13 protein-coding genes are annotated in these 17,824 nt (G+C 32.2%); 2 read left to right on the top strand and 11 right to left on the bottom strand.

Annotated elements, in window-relative coordinates:
- The 6 genes from LL966_RS03040 to LL966_RS03015 all read right to left on the bottom strand — a co-directional run bounded on the left by LL966_RS03040 (window position 1) and on the right by LL966_RS03015 (window position 5,879).
- Window positions 1–579, bottom strand: coding sequence for an acyltransferase (locus LL966_RS03040; protein ID WP_229350072.1), 579 nt, complete (start codon window positions 577–579; stop codon window positions 1–3).
- Window positions 580–729: 150 nt separating this feature from the next.
- Window positions 730–2,022, bottom strand: coding sequence for a lipopolysaccharide biosynthesis protein (locus tag LL966_RS03035; RefSeq protein ID WP_229350070.1), 1,293 nt, complete (start codon window positions 2,020–2,022; stop codon window positions 730–732).
- Window positions 2,023–2,260: 238 nt separating this feature from the next.
- Window positions 2,261–3,385: a GDP-mannose 4,6-dehydratase gene (gmd, locus tag LL966_RS03030; protein WP_229350068.1), complete on the bottom strand. Its 1,125-nt coding sequence runs from the start codon at window positions 3,383–3,385 to the stop codon at window positions 2,261–2,263.
- Between the two features lie 98 nt (window positions 3,386–3,483).
- Window positions 3,484–4,437 carry a GDP-L-fucose synthase family protein gene (locus tag LL966_RS03025; RefSeq protein ID WP_262909442.1) on the bottom strand — a complete coding sequence of 318 codons (954 nt, stop codon included), beginning with the start codon at window positions 4,435–4,437 and terminating at the stop codon, window positions 3,484–3,486.
- Between the two features lie 16 nt (window positions 4,438–4,453).
- Window positions 4,454–5,455 (bottom strand): mannose-1-phosphate guanylyltransferase, encoded by a 1,002-nt coding sequence (locus LL966_RS03020; RefSeq protein WP_229350066.1) that lies wholly within the window; start codon window positions 5,453–5,455, stop codon window positions 4,454–4,456.
- Window positions 5,445–5,879 carry an adenylyltransferase/cytidyltransferase family protein gene (locus LL966_RS03015; RefSeq protein WP_229350064.1) on the bottom strand — a complete coding sequence of 145 codons (435 nt, stop codon included), beginning with the start codon at window positions 5,877–5,879 and terminating at the stop codon, window positions 5,445–5,447. Before LL966_RS03015 ends, LL966_RS03020 begins: the two co-directional genes overlap by 11 nt.
- Window positions 5,880–6,474: 595 nt before the next feature.
- Here LL966_RS03015 and LL966_RS03010 point away from each other — a divergent pair.
- Window positions 6,475–6,942: a UpxY family transcription antiterminator gene (locus LL966_RS03010; protein ID WP_229350062.1), complete on the top strand. Its 468-nt coding sequence runs from the start codon at window positions 6,475–6,477 to the stop codon at window positions 6,940–6,942.
- A gap of 72 nt (window positions 6,943–7,014) precedes the next feature.
- Here LL966_RS03010 and LL966_RS03005 read toward each other — a convergent pair whose 3' ends face one another.
- The 5 genes from LL966_RS03005 to LL966_RS02985 form a co-directional block, all read right to left on the bottom strand.
- Complete coding sequence (locus tag LL966_RS03005) at window positions 7,015–7,218, bottom strand: helix-turn-helix domain-containing protein (RefSeq protein WP_229350060.1); 204 nt, start codon at window positions 7,216–7,218, stop codon at window positions 7,015–7,017.
- A gap of 75 nt (window positions 7,219–7,293) precedes the next feature.
- The gene (locus LL966_RS03000) at window positions 7,294–7,524 is read right to left on the bottom strand and encodes a helix-turn-helix transcriptional regulator (RefSeq protein ID WP_144219045.1); all 231 of its coding nucleotides are present in this window, start codon (window positions 7,522–7,524) and stop codon (window positions 7,294–7,296) included.
- 631 nt (window positions 7,525–8,155) lie between these two features.
- On the bottom strand, window positions 8,156–10,318 hold the full coding sequence (locus LL966_RS02995; RefSeq protein ID WP_229350058.1) for a hypothetical protein: 2,163 nt from the start codon (window positions 10,316–10,318) through the stop codon (window positions 8,156–8,158).
- Window positions 10,315–11,043 carry a hypothetical protein gene (locus LL966_RS02990; protein ID WP_229350056.1) on the bottom strand — a complete coding sequence of 243 codons (729 nt, stop codon included), beginning with the start codon at window positions 11,041–11,043 and terminating at the stop codon, window positions 10,315–10,317. Before LL966_RS02990 ends, LL966_RS02995 begins: the two co-directional genes overlap by 4 nt.
- Before the next feature lie 14 nt (window positions 11,044–11,057).
- Window positions 11,058–11,483: a T9SS type A sorting domain-containing protein gene (locus tag LL966_RS02985; RefSeq protein ID WP_229350054.1), complete on the bottom strand. Its 426-nt coding sequence runs from the start codon at window positions 11,481–11,483 to the stop codon at window positions 11,058–11,060.
- Between the two features lie 1,009 nt (window positions 11,484–12,492).
- Between LL966_RS02985 and LL966_RS02980 the strand changes: the two genes are divergently transcribed.
- Window positions 12,493–17,802 carry a polyketide synthase gene (locus tag LL966_RS02980; protein WP_229350052.1) on the top strand — a complete coding sequence of 1,770 codons (5,310 nt, stop codon included), beginning with the start codon at window positions 12,493–12,495 and terminating at the stop codon, window positions 17,800–17,802.
- The last annotated feature ends 22 nt before the right edge of the window (window positions 17,803–17,824 follow it).

The raw sequence follows: 17,824 nt of genomic DNA, 5'->3' as shown, positions 1-17,824 counted from the left end.
CTATTTCCTTTCTCCAATTTTTTTTGCTGGAATACCTGCCCAGATTTCAAATGGCGGTATTGATTTATTAACAAGTGACTTAGCTCCAACTACAGCTCCTTTACCGATAGTTACGCCTTTTAAAATGGTGGCGTTACAACCTATCCAAACATCATCTTCAATATCAATTGGCTTTTCCGAACAAAGCTGCGAATTAATTAATTCATTGTAATTAAATCCGTGATTGTGATCAATAAACTTACACCCAGAAGCGATTAGACAATTATCTCCAACGTTAATTTTTGCTGTAATATTAAATTCTGTATGGTTTCCGACAAATACATTGTTACCTATAACTATTGAAGATCCTTCAGAATATATTCCATCATAATGAAAATAAACACCATGCTCTATTAAACACTTATTTCCTAATTGAACCTGATGCGGCCAAGTTAAATGACAATGGGATAAAACTGTATTTTTTCCTATTTTCATACCAACAAGTCTTAATTTACTGCAGCGTAGGTAGCTTGCTAATTTTTTAATGTAACGAAAACGGATAACAAAAAGAGATTGACTAACTAAGTATTTAATTTTCATTATGGCGTTTATTGAAATTAAGGTATCGATATCTCGATCAGTACTTTAAAAATTTTCTGTCCTAATTTTATCTTTTTGCAGAAATAACTGCAACTGTAATCAAATCTTCAAAACTCATAAAATTATGACATTCTTTTTTAAAACTTCAATTTACTCCGCTTGTTTATTTCTCAAAAGATTTATTCTATAAAAACCATAACCTACATGTACAATCATTTCGGTTATAGCAACAAAAATATTAAAATATAGTACTCCAACTAAATCTGATATATCAAAAATCAAACAGCCAACAATTAATGGTAAGATGCTGAATCCTACTGAAATGTAGTGTTTCATTACCCAGCCTTTGCTCATATAAAGAGATAGTCCCGAAGCCATAATCATGTTTATACATCCTCCTATCATTACTAGAATTAATTCTTTATCAAGCCCTAAATATTTATGCCCTAATATGTATAAAAAATATTCAGACAAAAAGCACAGTGTAATGATTACCAAAATAGAAATAAAAACAATTAGGATAATCATTTTTGTATAAAAAGCTATCAGAATCGAATAATCATTTTTTAGACGTGCAAACCTTGGTACAATTAAAACACTAAAAACGACCGATATTAAGCTTAATAACATCACAACTCTACTTAGAGCTCCCAGTTGAGCTAGTGAAGTTGTATTTCCGAAATAAGAAATGATCCAGATGTTTATCTGTCCCGAGAAGCAATAATAAATAACTGATGGTAAAGTTCTTTTTGAAATGTCAATTATTTTTCTTCTAATTTCTGGATCTGATTCTTTCTCTTCGCCAGTTATACCATAAACAATTTTACGCAATCGGACGTTTCCAATAATTCTTGGTATTCCTCCCGCTAAAATGGCAACAAAAGCCAATGGAAAAAAAAATACTGTAATAGCCGACAGAAACAATCTGACGATACCAACTTCTATCTGGTTTCTTTGCAACGGATAGATTTTCTGATGCAATTTAGGAACAATTTCTAATAATGAATCAGATAAAGCGGCATAAAAAGCCGGAATCATTGCAAGCGTTATAAGAAATGCTACCAACCAACTTGCGCCATTATGCAGTAATAAATAAAATAAAATTGGAATTGTTACAAGTAAGCTTAACAAAGCATATTTGCGCCTTAATTCTAAACCTGTGGCTAAAACTGTTCCTAACTTTTCTTTATCTTGCCATGATTCGCCTCCTAACGACATAACTCCTGTTGAGATACCACTGTCAGACAAAACTATCATTGCTCCGAGCATGGTATTACATAAAGTGTAAAAAGCATATTCTTTAACCGAAAGCAAGTGGATAATTAAAATACCCGAGGCAAAAGTTACAGCCTGTATAATAATTTGAGCACTTCCAGTAATAGATATTAATTTCCCCCAACTAACGATCGTATCGTATTTAGGATGTTGTTTGAGTTTTATCAAAATATTTTTTTAAGTTAAATCAATTATACAGTACAATCGTCTTTGTTCGATTTTCAAATTGAAAATAACATTTTTTTAATTCATCAATTATAAAAAATAATGATTTTTTTGTTAATCATTATTCGGCTAAAATTACATTAATTACTATTAATAAATGAATTAGCTTTTAATGGCTTGATAAAATTTACAAACAAAATACTATAGCACTTTTAAGTCCATAGTATTTTGTAATGATATTTTATTCGAAGTAATTCAGAATTTGATAACCTGACTCTTTTAAATATTGATCTTTTCTCATTAATTTCAAATCAGATTCCATCATTTCTTTTACCAAATCAGATAATTCATATTGACATTCCCAACCTAATTTTGTTCTAGCTTTTGTAGGATCACCAATTAACAAATCTACTTCTGTAGGTCTAAAATATTTTGGATCTACTGCTAAAACTTCTTTACCAATTTCAAGTTGATAATCAGGATTACTACAATATTTCACAATACCTTTTTCATCAACACCGGTTCCAGTAAATTCTATTTCGATACCTACTTCAGCAAAACTCATACGCACAAATTCACGTACTGGAGTAGTTTTTCCTGTTGCAATTACCCAGTCTTCAGGTTCATCAGCCTGAAGAATCATCCACATCATACGCACATAATCTTTGGCATGTCCCCAATCGCGTTGCGCATCTAAATTTCCTAAATATAATTTGTCTTGCAATCCTAAAGCTATTCTTGAAGTCGCTCTGGTAATTTTACGAGTTACGAAAGTTTCTCCACGAATAGGCGACTCATGATTAAATAGAATACCATTACAAGCATATATTCCATAAGCTTCTCTGTAATTTACAGTAATCCAAAAAGCGTACATTTTAGCAACTGCGTAAGGAGAACGCGGATAAAATGGCGTATTTTCTGTTTGTGGTACTTCTTGTACTTTTCCATACAATTCTGAAGTTGATGCCTGATAAATTCTGGTCTTTTTTTCTAATCCAAGAAAACGAACAGCATCTAAAATTCTTAACGTTCCTAATCCATCAGCATTTCCTGTATATTCTGGAGTTTCAAAAGATACCGCAACGTGACTCATTGCCGCTAGATTGTAGATTTCATCTGGTTGAATTTCCTGAATCAAACGAATTAAATTCGTACTATCAGTCATATCACCATAATGCAAAATAAAATCTCTTTGCTCCTCATGTGGATCTTGATATAAGTGATCAATTCTATCTGTATTAAATAAAGAAGTACGTCTTTTAAGTCCGTGTACAATATAGCCTTTTGATAATAAGAATTCACTTAAATAGGCCCCGTCTTGTCCTGTTACTCCAGTAATAAACGCTGTTTTTCTTGATGTCGTCATAATATAATTATAAGTCGCTAAGGCATTCTATGCCTTGGTTGCAAAGTTTATAAATTCTTAATTGTCTTTTTTTAGTTCTAGTTTAATGAAAGAAACCGTTAATAAACTTTCTCTTTTAAATTTTCAACATTTTCTAAAAACCAACTATAAGTTGTTTGTATTCCCTGTTCTAAATTTACCTGATGTTTCCAGCCGATGTTATGCATTTTAGAAACATCCATTAATTTTCTTGGCGTTCCGTCTGGCTTGCTGTCATCCCAAATAATTTCTCCTGTATGGCCTACAATTTTTTGTATTGTTTGTGCAAGCTCCTTAATGGTAAGATCTTCTCCCGTTCCTACATTGTATAAATATTCAGGAAGTTTATTCTCCAAAGCAAAGACAACTGCTTCAGCCATATCTTCTACAAATAAAAACTCGCGCATCGGACTACCTGTTCCCCATAATTTTACGGAAGCATTATTGTTTTCTTTCGCTTCATGAAATTTGCGAATCATAGCTGGCAGAACATGAGAACTTTTTAAATCAAAATTATCGTAACTACCATATAGATTAGTAGGCATTAAACTCACATAATCTCTATCAAATTGATTTCGTATTGCCTGGCATAATTTTACACCGGTAATCTTTGCCAAAGCATACCATTCGTTTGTACTTTCTAAAGGAGCTGTCAATAAATATGCTTCTTTTAATGGCTGCGCAGCTAATTTTGGATAAATACAAGAACTGCCTAGAAAAATAAATTTATTTACGCCTAAATAATGAGCTTCACTGATAAGATTATTTTGAATCTGCATGTTCTCCATTAAAAATTGATAAGGAAAATCATTGTTAGCTAAAATACCTCCCACCTTTGCGGCGGCATCTATAATAACATCTGGTTTTGTTTCTTGGAGAAAATCGCGGACAGCTTCTTGCTCTCTTAAATCTAAATCTTTGCTCGAAACTCCAATAAGATTTTTATAACCTTTTGCTTCCAATGTTCTCCAAATAGCACTTCCGACCATTCCTTTGTGACCAGCAATGTATATTACAGAATTTTTATTAATCATAGTATGCGTTTTTTATTTATAACAATGGCGAAGCAATAGATTCTAATTGCTGATAAACTTGCTTAACTTCTTGCGAATTTTCTTTTTGCAATACCATTAAAGCATCTGAAGTGTAGATCAGTATACAATTTTTTACCCCAATAAAAGTGGTATGCATTGATGTGCCTATCACAATATTTCTATTATCATCAATCGGATGATCTTTTTGAACTAAGTAATCGTAAACCGACTCAAAAGAACCTAAATCTGACCACTCAAAATCTGCTGGAACTACTTTTATGTCATTACTTCTTTCCATAACAGCATAATCTATACTAATAGATGGTATTTCTAATGACAAATCATAATCTAGAAAACCATCTTGATTGGCTTCCCAAGCTCTTTTTGAAGCCCAAAAAACCTCTGGTTCCTGATTTTCAAGTTCACTTAAAAACTTTCCCGCTTTGAAACAAAAAAGACCGCTATTCCAAAAATAATTTCCATTTTCTAGATAAGTATTGGCGGTTTTAGAATCTGGTTTCTCGTGAAAAGCAATTACATTTTCACCTTCAAATTCAATATATCCGTAACCTGTTTCTGGCTTCGTTGGCTTTATTCCAAAAGTTACCAAATAATCTTGATTTGCTAATTCAATTGCCTTACGTAAAGCATTATTATATAATTCACTGCCTTCAATAATATGATCTGATGGTGTAACCAACAAAATATCTTCAGGCTCAGATGCGAATGCAGCAAACGCAATAGCGGCAGCTGTATTACGAGGAACTGCTTCTACAATATGCGTAAAAGGTTTCTCGAATTTCGACATAATAACATTACTCATTTTGTAGTTCTCAATATTTCCAACTACAATTGTTTTATTAGACATATCAAGACTGCGGATCACGGTCTTTTCAAAAAGTGATTCGCCTTCAAAAAGCTCAAGATATTGCTTCGGTAATGTTTTTCTTGAAAGAGGCCATAATCTACTGCCTACTCCTCCTGTTAAAATGACGTGGGTGATTTTGTTAATTTCCATTTGAATGAACTAAAACTTCTCGTTGATAAACTTCATGACGTAGATTAGTACTAGAAAAACGGTGATCTCTAGTATTGAAATGTAATTCGATTCCTTTTTCTTCGCAATAAGTTCTGCCTGTAAAATCTCTCTCCTTATATTCATCTCCTAAAATACGAACATCAATAGCAAAAGCTTTTAAAATATCTTCTAGATCTTGCTCTGTAGCATAAGGAACTATTTCATCAACAAATTTACAAGCCTTTAACTGTATGTAGCGCTCTACTACAGTTTGAGTTGGTTTATTTTTTGTTGGGCGATCTAATGTTGGGTCTGTTTGTAAACCAACAATTAAATAATCACAATGTTGTTTTGCTTCTTCCAGCATTTTAACGTGCCCTGCATGTAACAAATCAAAAGCACTAAAGGTTATTCCAATTTTCATCTGCTTAATGTTTTAAATTAAATTTATAGTTTGTTAATGTAGATTATCTGTCTAAAATGTTTTCAGCCATTTTACTGGGGTTTTCAAAGCTTTTTCAAAATTTTAAAAAAGGGTTCCCCGTGAATAGTTACATTTTAACTACTCAAAAAATCAGATTACAATGGTAAAAAACTTTAAAAAATTATAGTTTATGACTTGTTCAATAGGACTAAAAATTCTAAAAAAGTAAAACTTTTGAAGTCATTTTTATCGGTCAATCCCTAATAATAATTTAAGATAAAATTATAATAATACCCGTAATCCGAAATTGCTTTTTTGTTGCTAAATGTCCTTAATAAGGAAATTTTAAGATAAAATACATTGCTAATTTTAAATGCTTGGAATTAAATTTACACCCCAGTTTACTTATCAATCGGGTTACATCGTAATGAATACAACAAAAAATTACTAGCGTAAAAAATGTGTATTATTTTTTTAATAATGCGATTAATTTAAAGAAAAATTTCTGTTAAAAAATAATCACAAAACAATTTACAAGTAAGAAGCTTTAACTATTTAAAAACTAATTTACAAATACGACAAATAATTTAAAATTATGAAATGGTATGTAGTGTACACTAAACCTAAATGGGAAAAAAGAGCAGCAGAACAATTAAGCAAATTCAACATTAATTCGTATTGTCCTGTAATTAAAAAAGTGCAACAAAGATCTGACAGGAAAGTAAAGGTAGAAGTTCCTTTATTCAATCACTACATATTTGTACAATTAGCAGAAAAAGATAGAAATTTAGTTTTTCACTCTCCAGGAGTAATACGTTTTTTATTCTGGCTGGGAAGACATGCCATTGTAAAAGATCAAGAAATTGAAACCATCAAAGAATGGCTTAACAGTAGCGACACTTCTTCAGACATATCGGTAATGCAATATCAAATCGGAGATCAGATACATTTAAATTCTGGTCCTTTCTGTGACCAAAATGCAGTTGTAAAAGATATTACAAAAACGCATTATGTATTAATTTTAGAATCTTTAGGATATGTCTTAAAGGTAAAACATAAATAATAAAAAGAGTTTGATAAATAAAGAAACATCTTTCAAATACAAACTCTGCTTTTGATTAAGAAATTAGATAAATTAATTATCAAGTTGAAAAATTTGACTTTTTTTGATTCCAAGAATCTTAACTAATTGATCTAGTTTTGACAATTTAAGATCAATCATTCCTAGTTCGATTTTTTCATACTTTTTTACGCTCATCTCCATTTGAATAGCGACATATTCAGGTGTATGATTATTTTGCAAACGGTACTCTTTAATTTTTAAATAGTAATTTTCCATGATCCTATTTTTTATAATTAGCTAGGGTTATTCGTTTTATATTATAATATTCAATAAATTTTGAAAAGAGATTTATCATCTAGTTTCACTAAAAAAAATGGAAACATCAAATTTAAATATGAACTCAATTGAGACCTCTAAAACTTTCGAGATTTCAATTAGTTTAGAAACAGTTAAATCGACATCACCTCGTTCAATTTTACCATAACCACTGGTGCTCATTTTTAATTCAGCAGCCACATATTCTCTGGTGAAATTTTTTAATTCTCTTATCTTTCTGATATTTTCGTATACACTATATTTCATAAAAAGTAAAAAATATAAATAATTCTTATTTCAAGTTAATCTTATCACTATTAATAAAATTCATACAAGAAGACATCTTACAATTTTTATCTTATTTGTAAAAAAAACACATTTTCACAACAACTATTCAATTATTAATAAGGTTTAAAGCTAAATGACGGTTTTTCTTTATCATTCATTTTAAATTCTGATCAAAAATATATAATGTTTCGAGTTTATAATAATAAATCTGTTCAACGGATTTTAAAATCCGATAAAATACAACTTGTGATGTTTTTCAACTAGAATATCCGTTTAAAAACGTTCAAAAAACCCTTATTTTATAGGATAATAACCACGTATTTTCACCTGTTGTCGAACATACACGATACAACTGAAAACAGTAAAAGAGAAAAATTAGGACAAAATTTTATCCGATAAAAAATTATCGACGAAACACTACAGTTAAAACATCCTGTCCAAGTAATTTTTAAAAAGATTTTTCAAATTCTCTGCTTGTCTATTTTACGACTAAAAAAAAATAGTTTTAAACTACATAAAAAATACAAAATGACAAGTGCTCAATATATGTTACAAAAAAAAGAGGCTCAAATAAATGAACCTCTTTGTACTATATGATTGTATGGTATCTTTATTGTGTTACTAAAAGCTGCGGATAAGGATTAGGTGCTGCCTCTATAATAGTAGTTGGTTTTGCAGCATTAATGTTAACCAAAAGCTTGTTGAATGTTGGACTAGCGGGTATACTGCTATTCACAATCATTCCAGAGGTTAAACTACCTACATTACCTGTTATTGTAGAATTTGTTATGAATCCTGCAGGAGTATAATTTTTAAACAAACTTACATTGTCTAAAATTGTACAGCCTTCCAAATATGCTCCATATAATTTAAAGGTAGCAGCGGCAGTGTTTTTTTCAAATAAGCAGGAATAAAATTCTACTGTATTTTCTCCCCCTATAACATAATCTCCTTTATTATTAGTAAATGTACAATTAGCAAAAAACGGAGAGTTATAATATTTAATATCGGCAACTGTACCATTATTATCAAAATTACAATCAATCCAAGCATTTAAGTTCGATGCTCTAGCAGAAATTAAACTTAAAGCTTTGGTATTATTAAGCCATTGGCATTTATAAAAAACCACTTTATCAATATACATCATTGTTGGAGTTTCTCCTCCACTATAAGCAGGATCGGTTTCTTGATAAACACCTGTAGTAGTATTTACAAAGCTTATATGTTCAATAAAGTTGTTATCAAAACCATAACCTTTATCAAAATGAATTCCATACTTTTGATTTCTAAAGACTAAATATTTAAAAATACAAGCACTCCATTGCACAGTTCCTCCACTTGTATAACTCATTCTAAGTCCAGAAAGACCTCCTTGCAGTGTCATGTTAGACAAATAACATTTTACCTCTGATGGTCCAACGTCCACAGCTGTTATTAAAGGAAAATCGTCTTTTAAACCTACTATAATAGTTTTTCCAGTTCCTTTTCCGATAATTCCCTGATTATTTTTAATAGTTAAAGTAGAACCTATATAATACGTCCCTTCAGTTAATTCTGCAATACCATTTTTATTTATTAAATCTTGGATGTAATTTTTCTGATCTGTTTTACCTGCTCTTTCTGTAGCCCAATTATCTCCAGTTGGATTAGGAATTGGATCGAAAACAGGTCTTTCCCAAGGTGTTTTTTTCGCTCCTAAAATTGTATTGGTTAATTTAGAAATTGTCGGAGTATCTGTAAGAGCTGCAGTTAAATTTACACCACCTAAAGCTACATTTGAACCATTAAATCGTCCTTTAAAGTCGAATCCTGTACTTGCTTTATCGATATTATAACCTTCTGAATTGCTATCTAAAATAAACATGTTGGTATTTGCTCTCAAAGTACTATTACCAGCAGCAGCGGCACTTATAAACTTTCTTGACATCAAGAGATTATTTGCCGCGATATCAAATACAGGTGTTGGAGTCGAGATTAGGTTTCCACCAGATATTGCAGCAATTCTAACATCGCCCATATTTTTCATCTCTATAAGCGCTTTACTGCTGTAATTATTAAAATTCCAGCTTTCAGAATCCACACCAACCCAAGTTAATGTTTTAACGTTATCTATTTCAGCACCATTTCCACCAGGAGTTAGCATGTTTATCCATAATTGCACATTTCCATAACTTGGAGTTGTGCTATTACCTTTCATAACTATCTGCGGGTAATAAGCATGAATTCTATGTTTGATTATTTTATTATTTCTAAAATATCCAGAACTGCTCATGTCCCACTTTAAAACACATCTTGACAGATTTATAAAGCTATTGTTTTCAATCATCCCTCCTGTAGAAGTAATCGGAGTAGACTCAATATTTTTAAATTCAGAATTTGTGATTGGAGCACCAGCTTCAAAATAAATACCACTTGGAGCAGTTGCAGTTATATTTTGCACTTTTACATTAGTACTCCCTGAAGCAATTCTTATACCCGTCACTGTATTTAATGTTGGATGCCCGAATAATCTCTGATTACTTTTTAAAACAATACTAATACCTGAATAATTTCCTTTTTCAAGTCGCACAGAACCATATTGATCTAAAGCAGATTGAATACTAGCTTTTTGCGATATTGGCAACAAATAAGCATTAAAATATTCTATTTCTTCCGGCTGATTATCGGCTACAGGAGAAACAGGACTTTTAACCGGCGCCTCATCAATCGCATAATGATAATTTTGTGAAAAACCTGAAACCGAAAGGAGTAAAAAGTAAATTAGATGTTTCATTGTCCAGAAATAATATAAGAGTTTGTTCCTGTTTTTCTAAGGAATCCGAATCTAACGTTTCCTGCCGTACTAGTAAACTTTCCACTACCTGCAGCAGTGTAGTTAATTGTCACGCCAGAAGCCGCCTGTACTGTTAATATAGCACCATTGTGCGCCTCTAAATTAACCGTTTCACCTACCGCCATACTTCCAAAATCTGAAGTCAATGTCAATGTAGCAGATGTTGTGCATTCTATTGTATTATTTACATCGGCGGCAGCAATATTTCTCGAAGCAGTAAATGCAATTATCGCAGATCTAAAAGGAGTGTTTGATGTTCCGCCAGCTGTTTTTGCATATAAAGCGTAAGGAACACTTAAAAGCTGCGTAACACCAGTGATATTGTAATTAGTACCTCCTTTAACATCAACTTGTGTTTCGATATAATAAGGGCCTTTATCCCAAGCGATTTTACTAAAATCTCCCGTTACAATTGCTCCTGTACCGATTTCAAGAGAAACTAATCCATTACTATTTGTTGTAGGAGAATGCGTTTCCTGATAAACAGTAGTTCCAGTTGCGGTACTTTGATGCACTACAACTTTAAGACTTATCTTCGAATTAGCTACCAAGCTATTATCTTGTGCACGAATGATGGCCTGATAACTCATTTTTTCAGGTGATTGTGCAAATACCTTAAGCGATAAAGTTACAAATAAGAATAAGAGGGTATGTGCCAGTTTCATTAGATCTTCCGTTTTTAATTTTTAATAATTTTAAATGATTTCAAAATCTTATTGTCTACATATACTACCAGTATATAAATAGAAGGGCTAAGATTATTTAAACTGACTTGGGTATCAGTTTGATAAATTGTATTTTGCTTTAAAAGCCTTGCTTGAATATCGTAAAGTCTATATGATCGCTGTCCTTCTAATTCTATTCCATTTAAACTGATATTAACAAAATCAGAAGTTGGATTTGGATAAACAAACATTTCTGCTTTAGCAGGCTCTTCTACATCTGGAATATCTAGCGATTCGTCTTTTACTTGCTGTTGAATTCCTTGTGCTACACTATAAACAGCATCAACTCCCATATATGTGTAAAATACCTGTCCAATTGAATAAGCAACAGTACCTGAAGTTCCCGTCGCATTGTTACCTGATGTAATTATAGTTTCCATTAAATTATCGTTACTCTGACAAATTCCTACAAAAGGAACAAAAAAAATCATCGTAAAAAGTATATATATATGTCTCAGGCGCGAATGCTTCACAGTTTATTATTCTTAGATTATTTTAATAGTGCAAAAATATTTAAATTCAAAAAATAATCGATATAATAAACCTTATTTCCGATAATCTGCATATAATGTAGTATTTTAGTGACTATTTACTTACATTGGAAAAGTTAAAAAAACGCTTAAAATTTTGATTAGCCATTTTGAAAAATTACAATCCGATTTAGACCGGTTGCAATACTAAAAATTCTTGGGCTTTTAATCTTAGTAGGAAGATTTACAAAATAACGACGATTAATCTATTTAATTATACAGAGAAGTGCTTTTTATTTAATTTTTAATACACCTATCCATATAATTTGATATTCATAATTATTACATGCATAAACAGCAAAATATTCATTCAACCTTAATTTACACAGTTGATTTACAAATATTTAAACTTCCTTAATAAGGCTGTTACGTCCTGATTTGTTCAATTGAGCAATTTTGCTAGTTTTTAGCGAAAGAAAGAAGGTTGGAAACACAATAAAAACTCCTTCAGAAAAGATAAAATAAAGATGTAAAATTCAAATTGAAACAAAATTGATTTCAAAATAACTCTGAATATTTTTTAATAAAACTTGTCTTATTCAATTGAAAATATGCCATTCATCGAGAATAATAGCTTTATATAGAAAATGCGAGTTTTAATGAAATATTTTTTCTTTTTTTGATCATCTTATTGAAGAATAAGTGATAAATTCTATTTATACATAGAAATAAAATAAAGGCCAAAACTAATTAAATTCTTACATCCATTAGTTACACGCAAATAAAGCCATAATGAAAAATGTAATCCTATTCCGCTAATTAATTAAAAAAAACATGAATTTAAATCCTGTTTCTTTTTTTAGTCCAACGCCAATAATACCATTTTATTTTACTCAACTTTAATTTTAATACAATTAAAATGAAAAGATCTAACAATAACAACTCAGACAAAGAAATAAATGGAGCAAAGATGGTGTATCCAAAAAATGCTCTTCACGAACTTTTTGCTACACAAGCGGAAACATCACCAGATGCGATAGCTCTAGAATTTGATGATGAAAAGATTACTTATAAATCGTTAGCAGAAAAGGCAAATCAGATAGCTAATTATTTTTTAGCTCAAGGCTTGTCTCCTGGGCAATTTGTTGCGGTATCTATGGATCGAAGCACAAATTTAATTGCTTCTCTTTTTGCAATTTTACAATGCGGAGCAGCTTATCTACCATTGGATCCAAAATTTCCAACAGAAAGATTAGAATTTATGCTTGAAGATTCTGAAGCAGCTTTTTTACTAACCACAGAATCTCTTTCTTCTTCATTGCCGAATAGTTCAAAAACCATATTAGTAGAAGATGTATTATCTTCATTAGACCAATATCCTTCTACACCACTTTCACATATTACTGTGTTACCAGAAAAAGTAGCCTATATAATGTATACTTCTGGATCTACTGGAAAACCAAAAGGAGTAACTGTAACGCATAAAAATTTAGTAAACTTCCTATATAGTATGGTGCTTGAGCCAGGTATTGAGGCAACAGATAAATTATTATCAATTACCACTATTTCATTTGATATTGCGGGACTAGAATTATTTCTACCATTAATTAAAGGAGCTTCGGTAGTTTTTGCTGATTACGAAACTACGCGAGATGGACAGCTTTTATTTAATCTTCTTCAGAAAAAAGAAATTACAATATTGCAAGCTACACCAACGACATGGCAATTACTATTGGATTCTGGCTGGAACACTCCTCTTCCTCTAAAAGCGCTTTGCGGAGGAGAAGCTATGCCTCTTAATCTTGCACGTTCCTTAACTACAAGATGTAATTCGCTATGGAATATGTATGGTCCGACAGAAACTACCATTTGGTCTGCCGTAAAACAAATAAAAGATGAAGATGAATTAATAACGATTGGTTTTCCTATTGCAAACACACAAATTTATCTATTAGACGAAAATCGTAAAGTTGTCGAATCTGGAGAAATTGGAGAAATTGTAATTGGCGGAGACGGAGTCGCAGAAGGTTATTGGAAACGTCCAGAACTTACTGCTGAAAAATTCATATCAAATCCGTTTTCAGAAGAAACTGATTCTATACTTTATCGTACTGGAGATTTAGGAAAATTACTTCCGAATGGAGAATTACAATGTTTAGGACGTATTGACCATCAAGTTAAACTTAGAGGCCACCGTATTGAATTAGGCGAAATTGAAGCTACACTAAATACAATATCTGGCATTAAACAATCTGCTGTAATCGTAAGCAGACATTTTGGTAATGAAGATAAACTGGTAGCTTACTTAAAAACCAGCGGAGAATCAGGAGATGAGAAATTAATTCAAGAAGCACTTTCTAAAGTTTTACCAGAAATTTTAATTCCATCAAAATTTATTTGGGTAGAAGAATTTCCGATAACTCCAAATGGAAAAATTGATAAAAAAAACCTTCCTCTTCCAGAAAATACCAGACCTGACTCTGCTCCTCTTTACAAAAAACCAACAACGAAATTAGAAAAAGAGATTGCAAAAATCTGGAGCGACGAATTAAAAATAGCAGAAATAGGTATAGACGATGACTTTTTTGATATTGGAGGAAGCTCTATATTAGCGCAAAAAGTTACAACCTCAATGAAACAGCTTCTATCTGTAGATGTTCCTGTTTCAAAAATCTATATTCACCCAACAATTAAAGAACTTTCTTCTATTTTAGAAGAACAAAATAACGAAGAAGAATCATTCGAATTTAAAGCACCTAATCAATACGGCGGTTCTGTAGATATTGCCGTAATTGGTATGGCAGGAAGATTTCCTGGCTCTGATACCATAGAAGAATTATGGGAAAATCTTAGAGAGGGTAAAGAAACCATTTCACTATTTACAAAAGAAGAACTAGACAGCAGTTTGCCTGAAAGTCTTCGAAATGATCCGCTTTACATTGGCGCAAGAGGAGTTTTACCTTCTGCAAAAACATTTGATCCAAGTTTCTTCGGATTAAATCCGCAGCTTGCAGCCGCAATGGATCCGCAGATTAGAGTATTTTTAGAAATTTCTTTTGAAGCATTAGAACAAGCTGGACATCTTCCTAAACATTACAAAGGAAGCATTGGCGTTTATTCTGGAAGTGAAATCAATACTTATTATGAAAATAATATTTTTTCTAACAAAGAACTTAAAAGTTCGATTGGAGAATTACAGATTTATACTGTCAACGGAAAAGACTTTATTGCTCCGCGTACTTCTTATCATTTAAATTTAAAAGGACCTTCAGTTAGTGTGCATTCTGCTTGCTCTACATCTTTGTTAGCAGTTGCCGAAGCTGTAAAAGCTATCAGAACCGGAATGTGTGATGTAGCTCTTGCTGGCGGATCGAGTGTAACTTGTCCTATAAATAGCGGACACCTTTACGATGAAGGATTTATTAAAAGTCCTGATGGTTCTACCCGTTCTTTTGATGCCTCTGGAAAAGGAACCGTTTTTAGTGACGGTGCTGGTGTTGTTTTACTAAAAAGATTAGAAGAAGCAGAAAAAGACGGCAATATAATATACGGTGTAATTAAAGGTGTTGGTGTAAATAATGATGGAGGAGATAAAGGAAGCTTCATGGCTCCTAGTCCAAAAGGTCAGGCTGGCGCCATAATTAATGCATTTAATGATGCGCAAGTATCGCCTTCGACCATTTCTTATATGGAGGCACACGGAACAGCAACTCCAATTGGAGACCCTATCGAAATTGAAGGACTTAAGATTGCTTATGGCAAACAAGAAAAGAACAACTATTGTGCTTTAGGATCTATAAAAAGCAATATGGGACACACTACAGCTGCGGCTGGTGTGGCTGGATTAATAAAAGTATTGCTATCCATGCGCCATAAGCAAATACCGCCAATGGTTAATTTTGAAAAACCAAATCCAAATATTGATTTTGAGAACAGTCCTTTTTATGTTAATAATAAACTGATCGAATGGAAATCTGATAGTATTAGAAGAGCTGGAATTAGTTCTTTCGGAATCGGAAGCACAAATGTTCATGTCATTGTTGAAGAATATGACAAGAAACCTGTACCATCTTCAACTGGAAGACCAATGGATATATTAATGTGGTCTGCAAAAAGTCAAAACAGTTTGTTGGGTTACGAAAATACATTGGGGCATTTTATTGATAAAGTTAAAGAAACGCCTTTATCAGATATTGCTTATTCGTTAAATATAACAAGAGACGATTTTAATCATAGAAGCTTTTTAATAGCAGATTCGACGACTGATGCGGCTGAAAAACTAATTTCATTAAAAACCAAAAACACTAAATCTTCGGTATTAAAAAGTGTACCAAGCGAATTAGGTTTTCTTTTCCCTGGGCAAGGATCACAATATTTGCAAATGGGTAAAGCACTTTACGACAACGAAAAAGTATATCGTGAAGCTGTAGACAAATGTGCTGGTATGTTAATGGAAGAGCTAGGATTAGATATTCGTGAAATTCTTTATCCAAAAGACCATTTTACTGATGCCGAAGAACTTCTTAGAAATACACGTTTAACGCAACCTTCTTTATTTGTTACAGAATATGCTTTAGCCCAATTGTGGATGAGCTGGGGAATAAAACCAACTTTTCTTTGCGGTCATAGTATTGGAGAATTTGCTGCTGCACATTTAGCAGGTATTTTGAGTTTAAAAGATGCTTTGCATATTGTTGCCGTACGAGGACGCTTAATTAGTCAATTGCCAGGCGGATCAATGCTAATTGTTCGCGTGCCAGTAGAAAAATTGAATGAATTAAAACCAGATACACTTTCTATCGCAGCTATAAATTCTAAACAATTCTGTGTTGTTTCTGGAGAAAAAGAAGATATCGTACTTTTTAATCAAGAACTTGACAATAAAGAGATTCCAAATAGGTTGCTTAACACAAGTCATGCATTCCATTCTTTTATGATGGAACCAATTTTAGATGATTTTAGAAATGAGTTAGAAAAAATAAAACTGAATATACCTCGACTGCCAATTATTTCAACTGCAACTGGAACTTGGCTTACTGATACAGAAGCTACAGATCCTACTTATTGGGTAAACCAATTAAAAAATACCGTTCACTTTGCAGATGCAATGGATACAGCATTCGAACTAGAAGACTTTGTTTTATTAGAAGTCGGTCCTGGGCAAACCTTAATTACTTTGGCACGTCAGCAGGCTGCTGGTAAAATTATACCTGCATTTCCAAGTATAAATTTCCCTAAAGAAGAAAGTGATAATGAATATACTACTTTATTAACTGCATTAGGCGAATTATGGTTAAGAGGCATTAGTCCAGATTGGAAAGCATTCTACAGCGAACAGCAAAGACAGAAAATAGATTTGCCAAATTATGTTTTTGACCGCAAGCTATGCTGGATTGAACCTTTAAATGTTCTAGAAACGATAGTTCCTCAAAAAGCAACCGTTTCTGAAAAACCAGTTGTTCCTTCAAATGAAACTGAAAGTAAAACCGCTGAAGCTAAACATTCTAGAAAAGACGAAATTCTTTTCAAAATTTCAGATATTATAAAAAATGCATCTGGAATAGTGTATGAATCAGAAGCTTCTTCAAATACTTTCTTGGAGCTAGGTTTAGATTCCTTATCGCTTACTCAATTATCAGGAAAACTAAAAAAGGAGTTTGATTTACCGATTACTTTTAGACAATTGAACGAAGCTTATTCAACACCTTCCCTTCTAGCTGATTATATTGATAGTAATCTTCCTGAGGAAGTGGTTACTGTAGAAAAAGAAGCAGAAATAGTTGCAGAACATGCGGCTGCTCCTACTTCTTCGCAAAATGGAACTCAATTATCGTCTAATGAAAAACAGATTTCACTAGAACAAATTGTGCAGCAGATTCAGCTTTTAAGTCAGAAAGTAGATCAATTGCAGAATTTTCAAAGTACTTCTGTAAATGGAAATGCATCATTTGTAAACTTAAAAGCCGAGAACTTTGATGTTACTAAATTTAATAATGAACTCAAAGCTGAAACCAATGGTGCTATAAAAACTAATGGAAATACTGTAAAAGAAAAGATGTTTGACATTTCGGAAATTCATGATCAAGAACAATCGGAAAAGAAATACACCATTAATTCAAATGAGCCGCCTGTACAAGGAAGCAAACTTGGAAGAGATGAAAATGGAAACCCAGGATGGTTCATAGAAGATCCTAATCAGAACGGAAGTTTTGTCAAGATTAAGCTATAAGAATCAGACTAAAAAACAGATA

It is taken from the genome of Flavobacterium chungbukense, from assembly GCF_020805785.1.
Taxonomy (GTDB): domain Bacteria; phylum Bacteroidota; class Bacteroidia; order Flavobacteriales; family Flavobacteriaceae; genus Flavobacterium; species Flavobacterium chungbukense.
The sequence above is the reverse complement of the archived record's forward strand: the minus strand, read 5'-3'. Positions and strand labels throughout refer to the sequence as shown.